Genomic DNA, 20,552 nt, shown 5'->3' on the forward strand with positions numbered 1-20,552 from the left:
ACCCGATGAAACTGGCAACGCTCAAGGATGGCAGCCGCGACGGCAAGCTGGTGGTGGTCAACGACCGCCTGACCTTCTGCACCGACGCAAGCCACATCGCGCCGACTTTGCAGGCCGCGCTTGACGATTGGGAGCATGTGGAGCCGAAGCTGAAGCTTTTGGCTGAAAGCCTGTCTCACGAAGCCGTGCCGACGCTTCGCTTTCACGAGCATGAGGCCCTGTCGCCGCTTCCGCGTGCCTATCAGTGGGCCGATGGCTCAGCCTACGTCAACCACGTCGAACTGGTGCGCAAGGCCCGCGGTGCGAAGATGCCGGAAAGCTTCTGGACGGATCCGCTGATGTATCAGGGGGGCTCGGATACATTCCTGGCGCCACGCGACCCGATCTCCATGCGTGACGAGGCCTGGGGCATCGATATGGAAGGCGAGATCGCCGTCGTCACCGGCGATGTGCCGATCGGCATCAGCGCTGAAGCTGCACGCGATCACATCCTTCTGGTGCTGCTGGTCAACGATGTTTCCCTGCGCGGTCTGATCCCTGCCGAGCTTGGCAAGGGCTTCGGCTTCTTCCAGTCCAAGCCGTCTTCGGCTTTCTCGCCGGTAGCTGTCACTCCGGACGCGCTTGGCGATGCCTGGAAGGGTGGCAAGCTTCACCTGCCGCTTCACGTCGACCTCAATGGCCAGCCGTTCGGCCGCGCAAACGCGGGCATCGACATGACCTTCGATTTCGGCCAGCTCATCGCCCATGCGGCCAAGACCCGGCCGCTCGGTGCCGGAACGATCATCGGATCCGGCACGGTCTCCAACAAGCTGGACGGTGGTCCGGGCAAGCCGGTCGCGGAAGGCGGTGTCGGTTATTCCTGCGTTGCCGAAATCCGCATGATCGAAACGATCAACACGGGCGAAGCCAAGACACCCTTCCTGAAATTCGGCGATACGGTCCGCATCGAAATGCTCGATACCGAAGGCCATTCGATCTTCGGCGCCATCGAACAGACGGTGGAGAGATACGAAGGGCCGTAACAAGCCAAACGGTGATTGACCTCCAGCCCTAACCCCTCCCCACAAGGGGGAGGGGGATCAGTCATTGCCTCTTGCTGGTGTCGGCGCCGGTTTCTTGAAGGCATGTCTGGATGGACGTTGGCGATGGGAAATCGGTCCCGTCCCGCTCCCCTCGTGGGGAGGGCCAGGCGAGGGGGCTTTACTGAATGAGAGTTCACAGGCTAACCGGGCATTCGTTCTGGTGGCAGGAAAACACAGTTAGGGAGAGGGCCATGCCTCACATTGCACCGCTGGACCGCAAGGATCTGCCTCAGTTCGAGGAAAAATTCGCGCGCTACGATGCAATTCGCGGCTTTCTGCCGAACTCGATCCTGACCATGGCGCGCCGGCCGAATATCGCCAAGGCCTTCATGGAGTTGAACCAGGCGGTTCTTTACGAAGGCACGGTGCCGGAAGACCTGAAGATGATGGTGGCGCTGATGACGTCCATGGCGACAGGCTGCCGCTATTGCCAGGGGCACATGGCCAATCTCAGTCACGTCTACGATGTGCCGGACGAAAAGATCGCGGCTGTCTGGGAATGTGAGACCTCGCCGCTGTTCACCGAAGCCGAAAAGGCGGCGCTGGTGCTGGCCCGCGAAGCGGCCGGCGTTCCGAACGACGTGACCGAAGCCCATTTCGCGGCGCTCAAGGCCCATTTCAACGACGCCGAAATTGTGGAGATCGTCGCCTCGATCGCACTCTTCGGCTACCTCAACCGGTGGAACGACACCATGGCAACCACAATGGAAGCCCATCCGGCCGCTGTCGCCAAAAAGGCGATGCCCGCATGGGATGAAGGCAAACACGGAGCTTCGAAATGAGCAAGCAATTCGCATCCGCTGGAGACATGACCGAGAAGAAGATCTCCTTCACCGAGATCGGCAAGGACCTGTGGGCCTTTACCGCAGAAGGTGATCCGAACACCGGCGTCATCATCGGCGACGACAGTGTCATGATCGTCGAGGCACAGGCGACCCCCGAACTCGCCAACAAGGTGATCGAGAAAGTTCGTTCCGTCACGGATAAACCGATCAGCCATCTTGTGCTGACCCACTATCACGCCGTGCGCGTGCTGGGGGCTGCCGCCTACAAGGCACCGACCGTGATCATGAGCCAGAAGGCCCGGTCCATGGTCGTGGAACGCGGTGCGCAAGACCGGGAATCCGAATTCATGCGCTTTCCGCGCCTGTTCTTGGGTTATGACAACGTCAATGACATTCCGCCGCTGACCTGGCCGACCACCACCTTCAACGACCGCATGACCGTTTATCTCGGCAAGCGCCGGGTGGACCTCAGCTTCCAGGGACGTGCTCACACCGCTGGTGACATCGTCATTCATGTGCCGGACGAGAACGTCATGTTCACCGGCGATATCGTCGAATATCACTCGGCCTGCTATTGCGGCGACGGCCATTTCAACGACTGGCCGACGACACTGGAGCGCATCCGCTCGTTCGATCTCGACGCCATTGCGCCGGGTCGGGGCGATGCGCTGGTCGGCAAGGACATGGTCAATGCGGCGCTGGATGCCACCGCTGACTTTGTCCGCTCGACCTACGAGCCGGTCGCCCGCGTGGCAAAGGGAGGCGGCTCGTTGAAGGAAGCCTGGGACGCCTGCCGTGCGACCTGCGATCCGAAGTTCAAGGACTACGCGATCTACGAGCATTGCCTGCCGTTCAACGTTGCCCGCGCTTACGACGAAGCCCTGGATATCGACACCCCGCGCATCTGGACCGCGGAACGCGACGCCCAGATGTGGGCAGACCTGCAGGGCTGACCCATGAGCGCTGTTCTGGATCACCTGCGCCTGATGGCCCGCAACAATGCCTACGCGAACGAGCGCCTTTATGACGCTTGTTGCAGGCTGTCCCAGGCGGAGTTCGAGGCGGAAAGAACAGGGTTCTTTCCGTCGATCCGGGAAACGCTCAATCACAATTGGGAAGTGGACCGCTACTACCTTGATGCCTTGAAGGAGGAGGGGCAGGGTCTGTCAGTGTTCGACACACCGCATCTGCCTTCGGCCGCCAGCCTGAAAGAGGCGCAGCAGAGTGCAGATCGGGACCTGATAGAATTTTGCGACCGGATCTCGGAAGCCGATCTTGAACGCGACATTGCGCAGGACCGGGGCAAGAGCGGCGTCTTTCAGGAAAGTGTCGCCAACACGCTGCTGCATCTCTTCCAGCACCAGATCCATCACCGGGGCCAGGTCCATGCCATGCTGTCAGGAACAAGCGTTGCGCCGCCTCAGCTCGACGAGTTCTTCTTGAAGTTCGACCGACATCCGGCCGCGCAACGTTTCCGGGAGACCGATTAGCGCTTCGGCGCAAGAATCAAAAGGGCGAGCCAGGTAAGCCCACCTGCAAGAACGATGATCTCGCTCACCACGATGGCGATGCCGATCATGCTCCAGTTGTCGGCAAGGACAGTGGCAGGAGCGGCGATGAGAAGCGCAAGGGCGACCGCGGACATCAGTCCGGCTATCACCCGGAATGTCCAGCGTCGACCGGATGTCAACATATTCTGACGTGTCAGGACTGGCATGTCACACCTCCTTTTTTGGGGGACTGTGTAACGAAAACGCGCAATCCCGCTCAGGGTTCCGCGAAACGTGCAAAGGCAGGCTGGCTCAGGATGCCGGGAGGCCTTGGCAATTGGGAGAAACGCCTGTGACCAAATTGTTTGAAGCGCCGCTTTATCCCTATAAGCGGTCCAAGGATCAGGACGCCGCGGCACCCGTTCGCCACCCGGTGGTCATCATCGGTGCCGGGCCGGTGGGCCTTGCCACAGCCATCGATCTGGCTCAGGCCGATGTGCCTGTCGTCATTCTGGACGACAACGACAAGGTCAGTGTCGGCTCGCGGGCAATCTGCTTTTCCAAGCGGTCTCTGGAAATCTTCGACCGGCTGGGCTGCGGCGACGAAATGGTCGACAAGGGCGTTGTCTGGAACGTCGGCAAGGTGTTTTTCGGTGACCGGCAGGTTTACGATTTCAACCTGCTGCCGGAACAGGGCCACAAGCGTCCAGCCTTCATCAACCTGCAGCAATATTATTGCGAGCTCAACCTGGTCGAGCGCATCCGCGCGCTGCAGGTGGAAGGCAAACCGGTGGAAATCCGTGGTGGCAGCCGCGTCGTAAATCTCAATCAGCGGGATGACCACACGCTGGTGACCGTGGAAACGGCCGATGGCGCTTACAATCTGGAAGCGGACTGGCTGATTGCCTGCGATGGTGCCGGCTCTCCCTCGCGCCGGATGCTCGATCTCGATTTCGTCGGCCGGGTGTTCGAAGACAACTTCCTGATTGCCGACGTCATCATGAAGGCGGATTTCCCGACCGAACGCTGGTTCTGGTTCGATCCGCCTTTCAACAAGGACCAGTCGGCTCTTCTGCACAAGCAGCCGGACGGGGTCTGGCGTATCGATCTTCAGCTTGGCTGGGACATCGACAAGGAAGAAGAAAAGAAACCCGAGAACGTCATACCCCGGCTCAAGCAGATGCTCGGCCAGGACGTTGAGTTCGATCTGGAATGGGTGTCGATCTATACCTTCCAGTGCCGGCGTATGGAAAAGTTCCGCCACGGCCGGGTGATCTTCGCAGGTGACAGCGCGCATCAGGTCTCGCCCTTCGGCGCACGCGGCGCCAACTCCGGTTTCCAGGACGCCGATAATCTCGGCTGGAAACTGAAGCTTGTCCTGGACGGCAAGGCACCGGAGAGCCTTCTGGACAGTTATGCCTTCGAACGGGAAATGGCGGCCGACGAGAACATTCTGCAAAGCTCGCGTTCAACCGATTTCATCACGCCGAAATCCGAAATCAGCCGCATCTTCCGCGATGCCGTGCTGGACCTGTCCGAACACCATGCCTTTGCCCGGCCGCTGGTGAATTCCGGCAGGTTGTCGGTCCCCTGTGTCTATGACGGCTCGACTCTCAACGGCCCGGATGCGGAAGGCTTGCCTGCGCGCACGCGGCCGGGTAGCCCGGCGACGGATGCGCCCCTGGCGGACGGCTGGCTGCTGGATTGGCTCGGCAGCGGTTTCCATCTGTTGGGGATCGGCACCGAGGTGCCGGAGACCCTCCGGATAGACGGCATAGACATCGCCGGTGTCAGCATCCCAGCAGCCTCTGCCGGTCAGGAGCTCAAAGCCAGGTATCTCGGCGATGCCGCTTCGGCAGTTTATCTGATCCGGCCGGACCAGCATGTGGCGGCACGCTGGACGGGCTATGACCGCGCTGCGGTCGAAAATGCACTCGCAATTGCACTAGGGAAAGGCGGAGAAGCCTGATGGCGGAGATTGTCACCACACCGAACCTGGAAAATCCGGACGGATTTTATGCCGAACTGCTGACCTCCCATGAAGGTCTCACCAAGGCCGAAAGCGATGCGTTCAATGCCCGGCTGATCCTTCTGATGGCAAACCAGATTGGCGACCGCGAAGTGCTTTCAAGACTTCTCGAGGCGGCCAGACGATAGGCCGAAACCTGTACCGCGAGGGTGCCTACACCCTGCGTATTGAGACTTTTGACAAGGGTGTGAAAGAGACGGGCTTTCACACCCTTGTCAGAATTCCATCTCCGCTTCATTGTTTTGGAAGCAATCGGAGGCAATTGGATTTAATTTGGGCAAAAATTATTCTTAAATAAACACGCAGTATCGCCTTGTCGCAAAAGACTAAAAACCGCCCGATTTATTTTGTGATGACGAGCGAAAGGCAGACCTGAGATTCTTCACCAATTGTTTAGCCGCTCATACTTTCAATCTTGGAAAGTGCGGGGGAAACAATGTCCAGGTTACTTACACCTTTAAAGAATGTGCGCCTGTCGGCGAAAGTCGGTGGCGGCTTCGCCGCCATGATACTCGTGGCGGCCGCGGTGGGAGCCGTCGGCACGGTCGCAATTCTCGGTCTCAGGACCCAGTCGGACGTCAGCGCGAAGGCAACAACCGCGATGGCCAACCTTCAACAGGTTGCTCAGGCGCAGGAAGCCTACCTCTCGGATCGAACGGCGGACCTGGCTGACGCGGCAAGGCTGCAGATCGATCAACTGGAAACGGCGCTTGTGACGCTCGACGGGGTTTCGGGCGCTGGAGAAGGGGAAACGGCCACCGCGGAAGCCATTGCGCTGGTCGATCAGCTCAGCGGCGAATTTGATGGTGTTGTCCAGGCGGTCGAGAACCGGCAGGCCCAGGTCGACAAGCTGCTGCGCTCCGCCGTCAATCTGGCAACCATTGCTTCCCAGATCAACGACAAGATGAGCAAGATCCAGCGGGACGCCGGCAGCGCCGCCAAGACGGCATCCGGAACCCGTAACCGGGCCGACAAGGTCGGTCGCATGCTGTCGGATATGGAAGACCTCGTGGCCGGTCTGGAGGCTAGGATTGCCGAAGCGGAGGCCGGTGGCGAGCTGTCTTCGGAAACCGCGGCAGCCATTCTGGACGGCACGCAAAGCCTGGCCAAGACGGCGGCAAAGGCCGGTAAGCTGAAGGTGGACGGCGTCGACCCGGAACGGCTCAAGGCGCTCGCAGATATGGCGACTGCTCTCGGTGGAAAACTGCAGAAGCCGGAAGGGGAAGGGGCTCAACCGGCGCCGGTACCGGCCGCAGTTGCCTCAAACCTCGCCTTGGGTCTGGAACAACTTCACGAACAGGCCTCGGCCTTGCGCAAGGTCGTCTACGCGGCAACGGATGAAGCCAAGTCGATTGCCGGCAAGGCAACCTCCCAGCTCGGCATTGTCGACCTGGTGAATGTGAATGTGAACAAGTACCAGAATGCGTCCCTGGAGATCCGCTCTGCGACCATGGAGTATTTCGCCGGTTTCGACACGATCGGCGCGGATGAAGTGCTCAACCGGATCGAGACGCTGCGCTATATCGCCAACCTGTTGAAAGCGGACAGTGCCGCTTTCCCGGAAATCGCCGACGCGATTGCCGCCATTGAGGCAGAGGTTGCCACCTATGAGGCCGAGTTCGCGGCCATGGTTGCCGCCAAGGATGCGTTCGACGCCAAGCGCGAAGAGCTCGTTGCCATATCCGGCAAGGTCCGCAGCGTCATCACGGCGCTGACCGAGGCCCAGTCCGCAGGCGCTTATGCACGGGCAGACACCGCGCTCGGGCTGATCGCGATTGCGCTGGTGGTGGCGGTTGCCGCCGGAGGTTTGCTCGCCTTTGTGCTTTCGCTCGTGATCACCCGTCCGACGCGGGCACTGACCGAAGCCATGGGGCGTCTTGCTGAAGGGGATATCGACGCCGTCATTCCCTCAACCGATCAGCGCGACGAGATCGGCGACATGAGCCGCACGGTTCAGGTGTTCCAGGAAAACGCCCGCGAACGCCTGCGCCTGGAAAGCGAAGCCGATGCCCATCGCCAGGCCCAGAATGCGCGTCAGCAGGAAGTCGAGGGTCTGATCCAGAGCTTCCGGGGAGAAATACAGTCGCTCCTGAGTGCGCTTGATGAAACGGCGGCGGGAATGTCCAATACGGCATCGGCACTTGGCGGCATCGCCGAGAGCAGTGCGGAACAGGCCGGCGACACCTCCCGTGTCAGTGAAGACGCCAGCATGAGCGTTGAAAACGTGGCCGGCGCGGCTGAGGAACTGTCCGCATCCATTGCCGAAATAGGAGAGCAGGTGCGCCGGTCGTCCGACATCGTTACATCGGCGACAAACGCGGTTCACGACACCAACGGCAAGGTGCAGGGACTGGCAGAAGCTGCCTCGAAGATTGGCGAAGTGGTCAGCCTGATTCAGGCGATTGCCGAACAGACCAACCTGCTGGCACTCAATGCCACCATCGAGGCCGCACGGGCAGGGGAAGCCGGCAAGGGGTTTGCCGTTGTCGCCGCCGAAGTCAAGGAACTGGCGACGCAGACGTCCAGGGCGACGGAAGAAATATCCTCCCAGATCCAGACTATCCAGAACTCCACGAGCGAGGCGGTTAAAGCCATCGGGGCAATTTCCTCAACGATGGAAGAGGTCAACGGCTATACACAGGGGATCTCGGCTGCGGTCACCCAGCAGGGGGCGGCCACAAACGAGATTTCCGGCAATGTTCAGCGGGCAGCGCAGAGCACCCAAGCGGTGCAGACCAATATGTCCAGTCTGGCGCGGGCGGTCGACGAGACCAAGGAAGCATCAGGTGATGTCCTGGCTGCCTCCGGCGACCTGAGCAACCGCAGCCGGGCGCTGAAAGAAGGGATCGAAACCTTCCTCAACCGCGTCGCAGCAGCCTGACTTCAACCGGGCCAGACAGCAGATGGACGCCTCGCCGGCATGGTCGCCGGTGGGGCGTCTTTTTCGTGCTTGAAAAACGCGTGCGGTTCGCGACAGCTTCTTTTCAGTACCGGCACAGGACTTTTCCGGTGTTGGCGGTTTCCTTGCCGATGGGGATCCGCGACAATGGGTGCCTGACATAAGAATGATATTGCAACTCATTCGCAAAAACTTGACAGTTGCGAATGAGTTGCAATATCACTTGCAGAAGTGATCTTGATACCGGGATATGGTGATGCTGAAAAAACTCGTTCTGACGGTCTCTCTCGCGGCGATTGCTGCTGGACCGGCAACGGCTGCCTTCGCAAAGGACAAGATGAAGGTGGTGACCACCTTCACCGTTCTTGCCGACATGGCGCAAAATGTTGCCGGTGAGGCTGCCGACGTGGTGTCCATCACGAAACCGGGCGCGGAAATTCACGGCTATGAGCCGACGCCGCAGGACATCGTCCGGGCCTCCGATGCGGACCTGATCCTGTGGAACGGCATGAACCTTGAGCGTTGGTTCGAACAGTTCCTGTCCAACCTAGGGGAGATCCCGTCGGTAACGTTGACGGAAGGGATCGAGCAGATCTCGATTGCGGCAGGCTCCTATGAGGGCAAGCCGAATCCGCATGCCTGGATGGGGCTGGACAATGCGTTGATCTATATCGACAATATTTCCAAGGCATTCGCCGAATACGACCCGGACAACGCGGCCACCTATGCCGCCAACGCAGAGACCTACAAGACCAGGTTGCGCGAAACCATCGAGCCGCTGCGCCAGGCCGTCGCCGGCATTCCGGAAGACAAGCGCTGGCTGGTGACCTGTGAAGGCGCATTCAGCTACCTTGCTCGCGATTTTGGCATGAAGGAGCTTTATCTCTGGCCGATCAATGCCGATCAGGTCGGCACGCCGCAGCAGGTCCGCTCGGTGATTGATGGGGTGCGCGAACACGACATTCCGGTCGTCTTCTGCGAGAGCACGGTCAATACCTCGCCTGCCAAGCAAGTGGCGCGGGAAACCGGTGCAAGATACGGCGGCGATCTTTACGTCGATTCCCTGAGTGAGGCGAACGGCAAGGTGCCAACGTATCTCGATCTGCTCAAGGTCACATCGAGCACGGTTGTCGACGGACTGAAATCCACCGCCGAATAAAGCACCGTATCAGGGGGGGAGGCCGATACCGCCTTGATTGTGTCGCAGGAACTGCGGAATGTACTGGAAAGTGTAAATGCTGAACGTCATCAAGGAGCCGGTTATGGAAATGCCCAACGTCAGGGACGATGACGGAATTGCAGCCGAGGACGTGACCGTTACCTACCGCAATGGGCACACGGCACTCTGGAATGCCACTTTCTCGATTCCCCGCGGAACCGTCACGGCTCTTGTCGGAGTGAACGGCGCAGGCAAATCGACCCTGTTCAAGGCCATCATGGGGTTCGTTCCGGCGGCCAAGGGGCGCATCCGCATCCTGGATATGCCCGTACGGGAAGCGCTGAAGAAAAACCTCGTTGCCTATGTGCCCCAGTCGGAAGAGGTCGACTGGTCATTCCCCGTCCTCGTGGAGGACGTGGTGATGATGGGCCGCTATGGCCACATGGGCTTTTTGCGCCGGCCGAAACCGGCTGACCATGCGGCTGTCGATCAGGCGCTGGCGCGCGTGAACATGCAGGATTTCCGGCATCGGCAGATCGGGGAACTCTCCGGTGGACAGCGCAAGCGTGTCTTTCTTGCCCGCGCTCTTGCCCAGGACGGGCAGGTGATCCTTCTGGATGAGCCATTCACCGGCGTCGACGTTAAAACCGAAGAACAGATCATTACCTTGCTGCGGGAAATGCAGGCAGAGGGCAGGGTGATGCTGGTCTCGACGCACAACCTCGGGTCCGTGCCCGAATTCTGCGACAGGACGGTGCTGGTCAAGGGAACGGTGCTGGACTACGGACCAACCGCCACAACCTTCACCCGAGTGAACCTGGAAAAGGCCTTTGGTGGCGTATTGCGCCATTTCACCATTTCCGACCAGACACTGCACACCGACGGCGATCAGCGAACGGTGACCATTCTGACCGACGACGAGCGTCCGTTCGTTCAATATGGCGACAAGGTGCAGGTCAGGGAGGGGCGCGACTGATGGAGCCTTTCAGTTTCGCCTATCTGCTTGAACCCTTTCAATACAGCTACATGACCAATGCCATGTGGGTGTCTGCGCTTGTCGGCGGCGTTTGCGCCTTTCTGTCGTCCTACCTGATGCTGAAGGGCTGGTCGCTGATCGGCGATGCCCTGTCTCACTCGGTCGTGCCGGGCGTCGCAGGCGCCTATATCCTGGGTCTGCCGTTTTCGCTCGGCGCGTTTCTCGCCGGCGGGCTTGCGGCCGGTGCCATGCTGTTCCTGTCAGAACGCTCGGGCCTCAAGGTCGATGTGATCATCGGGCTCATCTTCACCTCCTTCTTCGGCCTTGGCCTCTTCATCGTTTCCATCAGCCCGACATCGGTCTCGGTGCAGACGATCACCATGGGCAATATTCTGGCAATCACGCCGGAAGACACCTTGCAACTGGCCATCATCGGCTTCGTGTCGCTGGCGATCCTGACGCTGAAGTGGAAAGATCTGATGGTCACCTTCTTCGATGAGAGCCACGCCCGCACAATCGGATTGAGGCCCGGTCTTCTGAAGGCAGTCTTCTTCGTGCTTCTGTCCGCGTCCGTTGTTGCAGCCATGCAGACAGTCGGCGCCTTTCTGGTCATCGCAATGGTGGTGACGCCCGGTGCGACGGCCTATCTCCTGTGCGACCGCTTCCCGCGCCTCATACTGACGTCCGTGGCCATCGGCACCCTGACGAGTTTTGCGGGGGCCTATATCAGCTACTTTCTGGACGGGGCGACCGGCGGCATCATCGTCACCCTGCAGACGCTGGTGTTTCTGATCACCTTCGTGCTGGCGCCAAAACACGGCCTTCTGGCCGCCCGCCGCAAATCGGCAGAGGCCCTGCGCCGCGGATATCCCCTGGAAGCGGCGCAATCGGAAACGGGAGATCAGGCGTGATGGATCTCGACACCCTTCTGCTGCCGTTCAAGTTTCCCTTCATGCAGAACGCGTTCCTCATCTGTGTGATCGTGTCGATCCCGACGGCTCTGCTGTCCTGTTTTCTGGTCATCAAGGGCTGGGCCCTGATGGGGGATGCCGTCAGCCATGCGGTGCTGCCCGGCATTGTGCTCGCCTATATCCTCGGCATTCCGTTGATCATCGGCGCCTTTGCCGCCGGCATGATCTGTGCCGTCCTGACGGGTTATCTGTCGGGCAACAGCCGGGTCAAGCAGGACACGGTGATGGGCGTCGTCTTTTCCGGCATGTTCGGCGTCGGCATCGTGCTCTATGTCTCGATCCGCACGAACGCCCATCTGGACCATATCCTGTTCGGCAATATGCTTGGCGTGGAACGTCATGAGCTGATCACCGCCGGGGTTATCGCCCTCTTCGTCGGTGGTGCGCTGGTGCTCAAGTGGAAAGATCTGCTGCTGCACAGTTTCGACCCTGCCCAGGCGCAGGCCTCAGGCTTGCCGGTCCAGGTGCTGCACTATGGGCTTCTGGCAGCACTGTCCCTGACCATTGTTGCCACTTTGTCGGCTGCGGGTCTCATTCTGGCGGTCGCATTGCTGATCGCACCGGGGGCAATTGCATTCCTGCTGGTCCGCACCTTCAAGACGATGCTCTACGTCGCGGTGCTGGTCTGCATGGCCTCGATGGTGGCCGGCACCTACGCCAGCTTTTTCCTCGACAGTGCACCGGCTCCCACGATCGTGCTCATTCTGACAGCGGTTTTCCTTGCAGCTTTCGCCCGCCGTCAGGTGCTGACCCGTCAGGCATCCTTGCGCCGTGCGGACGATGCGGCGTAGCAGCCTGCCGCCCTCATTCTGAAACGCCCCGCGCTCAAGACGGCCAGCACTGGTTCCCGGCAGTTTCGACGCTATCTGGGTAGGAAGCCCGGTCTTGAACGGCTTCGATGACATTTCGAGGCCGGGCTCTATATCCTGGCCAGGATCGAGAAGAGGGAACAATTCTTGAGCGTCAATCTGTGCTGCTCCGCTTACAAATTTGTACACCTTATCGATTGTTGGAATACGGGATTTGCCGTAGAAAACCAGCTTCCGCATACAACCGTTATCGGCAGTGCCGGCAAGTTCTGATCGGAGTTCCAATTGTCAACCTGGAAACAGCTCGTCCTCACACTTCTGGTCGTCATCGTGGCCGCCGGGCTTTGGGTTCGCTTCTATCCGGGTGCCGGTGCGCAGCTCAGCGCCTGGGGCATCGATTGGCTGGATTTTGCCGTGGCCGACGCGACGCCGGAACAGGGCGACAAACCGCGCCGTGGCCGGGGAGGGCCGCAAGGGGCGGTCGTCGCAACTCCGGTGGTCGAGATCACCATCAATGACCGCTTGTCCGCCATCGGCACCAGCACGGCGCTGCAGTCCGTGGCCGTGACACCCTATACCAGTGGCCGCATGACCGAGGTTCTGGTCAAGTCCGGCGCCACGGTGAAAGCGGGCGACGCCATTGCCAAACTGGATCTGGACGCCGAGCAGATCGCCGTTGAGCGGGCGGCTAATGCCCTCAAGGATGCCGAGGCCCGGTTGCAGCGCATGCAGGTGCTGCGCAAGACCAACACCGCCACCGCCGTGCAGGTGACCGATGCGGAGCTTTCGGTGGATAACGCGCGACTGCAACTGCGCGAAGCCGAACTGGCGCTGTCGCGCCGCTCCATCGAAACGCCCATCGGCGGCGTTGTCGGTATTCTGCCCATCACCGCGGGCAACTATGTTTCGTCGCAAACCGTCATCGCAACCATCGATGACCGCAGCGAAATTCTCGTCGATTTCTGGGTGCCGGAGCGCTATGCGGCGGCCATTACGGTCGGCTCCCCGATCACCGCCACGTCGGTTGCGCGCCCCGGGGAAACCTTCGAAGGTGTCATAAGTGCCGTCGACAACCGCATCGATATCGACAGCCGGACCCTCCAGGTTCGTGCGCGTTTTCCGAACAAGGCCGACAAGCTGAGAGCCGGCATGTCGTTCCAGGTTTCGATGAAGTTTCCTGGCGACAAGTACCCGGCGGTCGATCCGCTGGCCGTGCAATGGGGATCGGACGGCGCCTTTGTCTGGGCGGTGCGCGACGGCAAGGGCGTGCGCGTTCCGGTCAGCATCATTCAGCGCAACACCGACAGCGTTCTGGTTGATGCTGAGCTGACCGTAAACGACGAAGTCGTGACCGAAGGCATTCATCTGGTGCGCAACGGTGCCGAGCTGACGGTTGCAGACCGCAAGCAGGCACCGGCTTCCGATATGCCGGTAGCGCCTGTTTCCAGCGGAAGCGGTTCCTGAAGTCTGACCTGAAGGTCTTGGAGAGATTGCCATGCAGATGGACCGTTTGAAGCAATTGGGCATCACCGGCCTGTTCGTCCGGCGCCCGGTTCTTGCCTTCGTGATCAACATGCTGATCGTGGTCGCAGGCATCGCGGCAATTTTCGGCATCGAAGTGCGCGAACTGCCCGATGTCGACCGCCCGGTCATCACCGTCAGCACGAATTATCCGGCCGCCGCCGCCGAAACCATTGACCGCGAAGTGACCGGTGTCATCGAAGGCGCCGTGGCGCGTGTGTCCGGCGTCAAGGCGATCTCCTCCTCCTCCTCCTTTGGCCGCAGCCGCGTGACGGTGGAATTTGCCGACGATGTCGATCTCGACGTTGCCGCATCCGACATGCGCGATGCGCTCGGACGTATTACCAACGACCTGCCGGAAGACGCCGAGCCGTCCCGTATCATCAAGGCGGACGCCAATGCCCAGCCGGTCTTGCGCCTGGGGGTGACCTCCGATCGCATGTCGGTCGAGGACATGACGGTGCTGGTGGAAGACGAGATTTCCGACGCACTGGCCGCTGTTCCGGGTGTCGCGGATGTCCAGGTCTATGGCGACCGCGACAAGATCTTCCGCATCGATATCGATCAGGCCAAGATGGCCAGTCTCAATCTGACCATCGCCGATGTGGCAAAGGCTCTGTCGTCGATGGCCTTCGATACGCCAGCGGGCTCGCTTACCAGTCAGAACCAGGATCTGATCGTGCGGGCGACAGCGTCCATCGACACTCCGGAAGAATTCGAAAGCGTCATCATCAACCGCCGGGCCAGACTTCGCGACTTCGTAACGGTGACGCTTGGCCCTGATCTCGGCCAGACCCAGCTCCGCGCCAACGGCAAGTCCGGCATTGGCCTTGGCATCATTCGTTCGGCCCAGTCGAACACTCTGGAGATTTCGGAAGGCGTGCGCGCCGCGGTCGACAGTATCCAGGAAAATCTGCCGGACGGCATGACCATCGAGGTCACCAGCGATGACGCCACCTTCATCAACGGCGCCATTCATGAAGTCGAGATTGCCCTGGCCATCTCGGTCAGCATCGTTTTGCTGATCATCTTCATTTTCCTGTGGGACTGGCGGGCGACCATCATACCCGGGGTGTCCCTGCCTGTGGCGCTGATCGGCACACTGGCGGCAATCTATCTTGCCGGCTTCTCCATCAACATCCTCACGCTGCTGGCTCTGGTACTGGCAACCGGCCTTGTGGTGGACGATGCCATCGTGGTGCTGGAAAACATCGTCCGCCGGCGCAACGAGGGGATCGGCCCCCGGGCGGCGGCGGTTCTGGGGGCCGAAGAGGTCTTCTTCGCGGTGCTGGCAACCACGGCAACGCTGATCGCCGTCTTTGTGCCGCTGTCTTTCCTGCCGGGGCAGACCGGAGGGCTGTTCCGCGAATTCGGCTTCGTGCTTGCGATTGCCGTGTTCCTGTCGTCCATCGTCGCGCTGTCGCTCTGTCCCATGCTGGCCTCGCGCATCCTCAAGAGCAAACCCGGCGGGCAGGCCAGCGATCACGGCGGTGCCGCGGGTGGACTCGGGCGGTTTCTGAGCGGGCTCTACCGGCGCTGCCTGCATGCCTGCCTCGACGCACCGATTGTGGTCGTCGCCGTCTCGCTGCTGTTCGCTGCAACCGCAGGCGTGCTGTTTCCGACCATCAAGACGGAGCTGACGCCGACCGAAGACCGCTCGATAGCCTTCATGCGCATTTCTGCGCCCCAGGGCGTCAGTCTGGATTACCTGTCGCAGCAGATGCGCGACATTGAAAATCTGCTAGAGCCTTACCGGGATAACGGCGAGATCATCAGCACCTTCTCCATTGCGGGCACCGGCGGTTCGAAAAACAGCGGCTTCATCGTCATGCGTCTGGCGCCCTGGGATGAACGCGAGCGCTCGCAGCAGCAGATCCTTTCGGAAGTCAGTTCGCTGGTGCGCAATGTCCCGGGCGTGCGGGCCTTCGCCTTCCAGCCCAACAGCCTCGGCATTCGCGGGGCCGGCTCCGGGCTTCAGTTTGCCGTTGCCGGCAGCAACGATTATGCGACCCTGGGCGCAACGGCCGACAAGATCGTCTCCGCGATGGAACAGGACCCGCGGTTCCGCCAGGTGCGGCTTTCCACCGAAGCGACACAGCCGCAGCTTTCCGTTTCCATCGACCGGGAGCGAGCCTCCGACCTCGGCATCGATATCAACGGCCTGGGCACGGCCATGCAGGCCATGCTGGACGGCCGCAAGATCGGGCAGGTCTTCATCAACGACCAGGCCTATGACGTGAAGTTCGTATCCACCTCCAACCCGATCAACGACCCGACGGACATGGAGAACATCTTCATCAAGACAGGCGACGGCCGCTTCGTCCCCGTCTCGACCATCGCCAGCCTGGTGGAAAAGGCCGTGCCGCCGGCGCTTGCCCGCGAGCAGCAGTTGCGCTCCGTTGCCATCACGGCAGGCCTTGCGGACGATTTCGCCCTCGGCAACGCCTATGAGGAAGCGCTGAAGATCGCAGAGCCGCTGCTGCCGCCCGGTGCCCGCATCGTGCCGCTGGCGGAAACGGCAACGCTGGGGGAACAGTCGTCCTCCATGGCGCGCACTTTCGGCTTTGCGATTGTCATCATCCTGCTTGTGCTGGCGGCCCAGTTCGAGAGCTTCATCAGCGCGCTCATCATCATGGCAACGGTGCCGCTCGGCCTGGCCTGCGCAGTCTTTGCCATGCTGCTCACCGGAACGACGCTCAACGTCTATTCCCAGATCGGCCTGGTGCTGCTTGTGGGCATCATGGCGAAGAACGGCATCCTGATCGTGGAATTCGCCAATCAGTTGCGCGATCGCGGGCAGGGGCTGCGCGAGGCAATCGAAAACGCCTCCAACATCCGCCTGAGGCCGGTGATGATGACCATGATCTGCACCATCGTCGGCGGCGTTCCGCTGATCATGGCCAGTGGAGCCGGGGCGGAAGCGCGCATTGCTCTGGGGTTCGTCATCGTCGGCGGGCTTGGCCTTGCGACCATCTCGACGTTGTTCCTGACGCCGGTTGCCTATCTCCTGCTCGGACGGTTCATCACCCCGGCCGTTCAGGAGGAAGAACGCCTTCACAAGGAAATGGACGCAGCACGGGCCATGGGCCAGCAGCCGGGCGAGTGACACCGGCGGAACCCGGTCACCCCCACGAAACCTTGCGAAGGCCGGTCTGGACGATGCGTTGAGCCGATCCGGATTGTTCCTGGAATAGAAGAGTTACGATAGGCCTGCCCGCAGTCACCGCAGGCGGGCCTTTTCGTTTGAGAGTTGACCGCCCGGCGATACTCCATGAGATCAAGCGCCCAACGAACGAGTGATGCTGATCCGGACCCGCAGACGCATGCGGCCGATTGGCAGGCCAGCAAAACCATACGCCTCGGGAGGCGGTGCTTTTCCGCAAACGGTATTGGAATTTTCAGGGAAGAAACTGGCTGGGGTGGAAGGATTCGAACCTTCGCATGGCGGTACCAAAAACCGCTGCCTTACCGCTTGGCTACACCCCAAGGCCGTGGGGACGCTGTATAGCGAGCCTCGACCCTTTGCGCAAGTCTCCTCAAGCGCAAACTTTGAAGGGGCGGGACCGGTTTTCCCCAGGTGCGTTGCAGAGCCTTCGTCCGAATGATTTGACGCTGTTTCCAACAGCTTCCACCTTTCAGGGCGACAGGCCATGCTCGCGTCTGTCCGCTGCAAAACGGTTCAATTCGCACTTAGCGTGCTGAGGTTGTTCACAGTTTCAAAAAAGTGACATTCGGCAATTCAAATCGCTTGCGGGATCAGACCAGCTTTGCTACATGACGCTCCACACAGCGAGGCCTTGCCCCGCTGTTCCCGATGAGCCTAGCTTTCTAAGCTCATATTTTGTGTCGGAGTGTAGCGCAGCCTGGTAGCGCACCTCGTTCGGGACGAGGGGGTCGGAGGTTCGAATCCTCTCACTCCGACCATTTTTCCCTAAAATCTGAAGACTTATTAGTTGGGTTGCGCCGGTAGCGTGCATTTGCATTTCGCGAAGTGTTTGTGCGTTTCAAACCTTCTTTTGCAACCTGCTGCCCGTTTCAGTGCATCCCTGGAGCTGTGGCCCTGTTGGTCGTCCCCGAAAAAAACGCGGTCTGAACGGGCGTTGCTCTTCTTGATCACTCGCCTTGAGGGTGATCATAAACACTCGTTTTGATTGAGTGTTTTGGAGAGTAAAACCGAACTTAAATCAATTGCCAAATAAATTAACACAACCAAATTAGGGGATTTCGCGCAAAAGTTGCTTGCAACCTATGGCATGACCCCTTAGGGCAGCATTAACAAAAAAGACAATGCGGGAAAAAACAATGCACCAAAGTTTCGTTGTTTTTGAATAACTTGCCGGTGCTGATTTTGAAGATCCGGCAAAAACCGCTGCAATTGAACGACCCTGACCTTTGACCTGCCGGTTCGTCCGGCGGAATGCCTCTGCACGCTCTGCGTGCTGCCGTCAAAAAAACAGATACCCAGGCACAGACAATGTTTTTCCATTCTTTCTTTCCGTTGAATTTCGTCTTCAGTCATCGCAAGACGCCGTCCTTGTGGTCCGGTGTGCGCCGCAGTTGCAGGAAACCGGCGCTGGTGGCGACAGGTCTGCTCGCAGCCTGCGGGCATGCGTCGGCACAATCTGACCAACCGGACCAGAAGACCCTTACAGAGCGGTTCAAGGCGTGGACGGTTACCTGCGTGGAGGCCGAAACGCGCACCTGCCGGATGACGCAGGAGCTGGTGCAGCAAAAGACCGGGCAGCGCCTGTCCGCATTGCTGGTCGAGGAGCGGACCGGTGAAGGGCCGATCCTTACGGTCCTGACACCCTTCGGTCTGGCCTTGTCGCAAGGCCTCACACTTGCGGTCGATGACGCGGAGATGCCGAAGGCGCAATTCCTGACGTGTCTTCCCTCTGGCTGCGTTGTGCCGGTGCCGCTGGATGATGCCGCTCTGGAAATGCTGCGTACCGGCAATCGGCTCACCGCGATCGGTGTCACCGCCACCAACGACAAGCCGGTGCGCATCGAGTTTTCGCTGCAGGGGTCCGCAGCTGCCCTGGCGCGCCTGAAAGACCTTTCCACGGGCAACGCAACCGACTGACATCATGCGAGCACTTGTGCGTTTCTCGGCTCCGCTTGCAGGGGCACTGCTGGTTGCACTGCCTGCAGCGGCTCAAACGCCTGCGGGGATCGAGGATGTGCTGCGTCAGCAGCGCCAGATCATCGAACGCGAGGAACAGCAGCGCCGGTTGGAGCGCGATCGATTCCTCGGGGGAACGACCGAGCCATCCCAGCGTTCGCCGGATCTGCTGCCGCAGGCAACCGGCGGTGAGGGACCGTGTGTTAACGTCGACCGGATCCGCTTCGAAGGCGCAAAGCGCGTTCCGGCAAACAAACTGGAGTTGCTGGTCCGCAACCGTCAGGGCGCCTGTCTGACGCTGACCGACATCCAGAACGTGCTCAGAACCGCGACCAATTATTACGTCGAGAAGGGCTATGTCACCTCGCGCGCCTATCTGGTGCCGCAGGATCTCGGCTCGGGCGAATTGCGTGTTCTCATCGTCGAGGGCTCGGTGTCCGAGGTTCACCTCCAGGAAAACGGCGAGGCGCGGCGAGGGGCGGCCCAGTTGTTCGGCGAGCGGTCCGGCCGGATCATGAATATCCGTGATTTCGAGCAGGGCCTGGAGCAGATCAACCGGCTGGGATCGAAGGAAGCTGTCATCCGCATCGAGCCGGGCGCTGGCGTCGGTCAGAGCATCGTCACCATCGAGGTGAAAGACGCCTACGCGGTGCAACTGTCCGCGTCGCTGGACAATGGCGGGGCCACAAGCACCGGTCGTCATCAGTGGAACGGCATCGCCGGCTTCGAGGACGTGCTCGGGTTGAACGAGCTGTTGACGATCTCCGCCCGCAGTTCGCTCGACAGGCTGGACGAGCGTATCTATTCGCGCTCGATCAACGCCTATCTTTCCGTTCCCTGGCGCTATTGGACCGTCAACATCAGCGGTTCCTATCTGGATTATCTGTCCCGCCTGGAAAGCCCGTCGGGCAACTACAGCTATGACGGCACAAGCTGGGAAGGCCGGGTGGAACTGGACCGCGTGCTCCACCGCACCGGGCGCTACGTCTGGCGCGCGGGTGGCGCTTTTTCGCTGAAGGAAGCCACCAACTACATCGAAGAGATCTTCATCGACGCCTCCAGCCAGCGGCTGGCCGTTCTGGAAGCCTCCACAAAGATCAGCGGCCGGATCGCAGGCGGGTTCGGCCAGGCGAGCGTCGCCTTCAGGCAGGGGCTGGAAGGCTTCGCCGCCCAGAAGGACAGCCGCCAGCTGGATGGCACACCGGCGGCCCAGTTCAGCCAGGTGACGCTGTCGGGGTTCTACCAGCGGGTCTGGCAGAACCCTGTGGGCCAGCTTTCCTTCCAGGCCAGCACCTATGGCGCTTTTTCACCCGACACGCTGTTTGCCTCCGAAAGGGTGACCATTGGCGGGCCGCTGTCCGTTCGCGGCTTCCGGGATGTCAGCCTGTCGGGTGACGCCGGCGGCTATGGCCAGTTTGAGCTTGGGTTCACGCCCGCGTTCGCCAGCAAAGCCCCGGACAACCTGAAGCGGATATTCGGTCTGCCGCAGGTCTACGCCGGGCTCGATGCGGGTGGCGTCCTGGAAGATCCCGACGATCCGCTGGAAGGCGGCGAGCTGATGGGCGGTGCGGTCGGCCTGCGGCTGAGCGGCGGCATCGTGACCGGCGAAGTGGCATATGAGCGGGCTCTGGCCCATCCGACATTTCTGGATCCGGCCGAAAACGGCTTTTTGCGTTTCCGGCTGGGCATTTCTCAAACGTTTTAGGCGG

Annotated in this window: 17 protein-coding genes and 2 tRNA genes; 16 read left to right on the forward strand and 3 right to left on the reverse strand. The window is 60.5% G+C overall.

Annotated elements, in window-relative coordinates; translation table 11 throughout:
- Window positions 1-5: 5 nt before the first annotated feature.
- From SIAM614_RS00190 to SIAM614_RS00205, 4 genes are all read left to right on the forward strand, one after another.
- Window positions 6-1,022: a fumarylacetoacetate hydrolase family protein gene (locus SIAM614_RS00190; protein ID WP_006931088.1), complete on the forward strand. Its 1,017-nt coding sequence runs from the start codon at window positions 6-8 to the stop codon at window positions 1,020-1,022.
- A gap of 251 nt (window positions 1,023-1,273) precedes the next feature.
- Window positions 1,274-1,864 (forward strand): carboxymuconolactone decarboxylase family protein, encoded by a 591-nt coding sequence (locus SIAM614_RS00195; protein WP_006931089.1) that lies wholly within the window; start codon window positions 1,274-1,276, stop codon window positions 1,862-1,864.
- Entirely contained in the window at window positions 1,861-2,820 is a 960-nt protein-coding gene (locus SIAM614_RS00200; protein ID WP_006931091.1) for an MBL fold metallo-hydrolase, read from the forward strand. Before SIAM614_RS00195 ends, SIAM614_RS00200 begins: the two co-directional genes overlap by 4 nt.
- A 3-nt stretch (window positions 2,821-2,823) precedes the next feature.
- Window positions 2,824-3,357 carry a DinB family protein gene (locus SIAM614_RS00205; RefSeq protein ID WP_006931093.1) on the forward strand — a complete coding sequence of 178 codons (534 nt, stop codon included), beginning with the start codon at window positions 2,824-2,826 and terminating at the stop codon, window positions 3,355-3,357.
- Here the strand turns inward: SIAM614_RS00205 and SIAM614_RS31800 are convergent.
- Entirely contained in the window at window positions 3,354-3,584 is a 231-nt protein-coding gene (locus SIAM614_RS31800; protein WP_198137246.1) for a hypothetical protein, read from the reverse strand. The genes SIAM614_RS00205 and SIAM614_RS31800 overlap by 4 nt on opposite strands.
- 125 nt (window positions 3,585-3,709) lie before the next feature.
- Here SIAM614_RS31800 and SIAM614_RS00210 point away from each other — a divergent pair, with 125 nt between their 5' ends.
- The 9 genes from SIAM614_RS00210 (at window position 3,710) to SIAM614_RS00250 (ending at window position 16,827) form a co-directional block, all read left to right on the forward strand.
- Window positions 3,710-5,326, forward strand: coding sequence for an FAD-dependent oxidoreductase (locus SIAM614_RS00210; protein ID WP_040438619.1), 1,617 nt, complete (start codon window positions 3,710-3,712; stop codon window positions 5,324-5,326).
- Window positions 5,326-5,514, forward strand: a complete 189-nt coding sequence (locus SIAM614_RS00215) for a DUF2783 domain-containing protein (RefSeq protein ID WP_006931098.1) — start codon at window positions 5,326-5,328, stop codon at window positions 5,512-5,514. Before SIAM614_RS00210 ends, SIAM614_RS00215 begins: the two co-directional genes overlap by 1 nt.
- 308 nt (window positions 5,515-5,822) lie before the next feature.
- Window positions 5,823-8,267 (forward strand): methyl-accepting chemotaxis protein, encoded by a 2,445-nt coding sequence (locus SIAM614_RS00220; protein WP_040438622.1) that lies wholly within the window; start codon window positions 5,823-5,825, stop codon window positions 8,265-8,267.
- 274 nt (window positions 8,268-8,541) lie between these two features.
- Entirely contained in the window at window positions 8,542-9,444 is a 903-nt protein-coding gene (locus tag SIAM614_RS00225; RefSeq protein ID WP_040438839.1) for a metal ABC transporter substrate-binding protein, read from the forward strand.
- A 76-nt stretch (window positions 9,445-9,520) separates the two neighbouring features.
- On the forward strand, window positions 9,521-10,420 hold the full coding sequence (locus tag SIAM614_RS00230; protein WP_006931101.1) for a manganese/iron ABC transporter ATP-binding protein: 900 nt from the start codon (window positions 9,521-9,523) through the stop codon (window positions 10,418-10,420).
- On the forward strand, window positions 10,420-11,331 hold the full coding sequence (locus tag SIAM614_RS00235) for a metal ABC transporter permease (RefSeq protein WP_006931102.1): 912 nt from the start codon (window positions 10,420-10,422) through the stop codon (window positions 11,329-11,331). Before SIAM614_RS00230 ends, SIAM614_RS00235 begins: the two co-directional genes overlap by 1 nt.
- On the forward strand, window positions 11,331-12,182 hold the full coding sequence (locus SIAM614_RS00240) for a metal ABC transporter permease (RefSeq protein ID WP_006931103.1): 852 nt from the start codon (window positions 11,331-11,333) through the stop codon (window positions 12,180-12,182). The genes SIAM614_RS00235 and SIAM614_RS00240 overlap by 1 nt, the downstream gene beginning before the upstream one ends.
- A 303-nt stretch (window positions 12,183-12,485) precedes the next feature.
- A complete protein-coding gene (locus tag SIAM614_RS00245) occupies window positions 12,486-13,664 on the forward strand; it encodes an efflux RND transporter periplasmic adaptor subunit (protein ID WP_006931105.1) in 1,179 nt (392 codons plus the stop codon).
- Between the two features lie 31 nt (window positions 13,665-13,695).
- Window positions 13,696-16,827 (forward strand): efflux RND transporter permease subunit, encoded by a 3,132-nt coding sequence (locus SIAM614_RS00250; RefSeq protein ID WP_006931108.1) that lies wholly within the window; start codon window positions 13,696-13,698, stop codon window positions 16,825-16,827.
- A 305-nt stretch (window positions 16,828-17,132) separates the two neighbouring features.
- Here SIAM614_RS00250 and SIAM614_RS00255 read toward each other — a convergent pair.
- Window positions 17,133-17,207, reverse strand: a tRNA-Gln gene (locus tag SIAM614_RS00255).
- 361 nt (window positions 17,208-17,568) lie between these two features.
- Between SIAM614_RS00255 and SIAM614_RS00260 the strand changes: the two genes are divergently transcribed.
- A tRNA-Pro gene (locus SIAM614_RS00260) sits at window positions 17,569-17,645 on the forward strand.
- 337 nt (window positions 17,646-17,982) lie between these two features.
- On the opposite strand, the gene SIAM614_RS31805 is transcribed toward SIAM614_RS00260, so the two are convergent.
- Entirely contained in the window at window positions 17,983-18,240 is a 258-nt protein-coding gene (locus SIAM614_RS31805) for a hypothetical protein (protein WP_157139602.1), read from the reverse strand.
- A 57-nt stretch (window positions 18,241-18,297) separates the two neighbouring features.
- Between SIAM614_RS31805 and SIAM614_RS00265 the strand changes: the two genes are divergently transcribed.
- Both SIAM614_RS00265 and SIAM614_RS00270 read left to right on the forward strand, forming a co-directional pair.
- Entirely contained in the window at window positions 18,298-18,804 is a 507-nt protein-coding gene (locus SIAM614_RS00265) for an invasion associated locus B family protein (RefSeq protein WP_157139603.1), read from the forward strand.
- A 4-nt stretch (window positions 18,805-18,808) separates the two neighbouring features.
- Entirely contained in the window at window positions 18,809-20,548 is a 1,740-nt protein-coding gene (locus SIAM614_RS00270) for a ShlB/FhaC/HecB family hemolysin secretion/activation protein (protein WP_006931113.1), read from the forward strand.
- Window positions 20,549-20,552: the final 4 nt, after the last annotated feature.

It is taken from the genome of Roseibium aggregatum IAM 12614 (genome assembly GCF_000168975.1).
GTDB lineage: Bacteria > Pseudomonadota > Alphaproteobacteria > Rhizobiales > Stappiaceae > Roseibium > Roseibium aggregatum.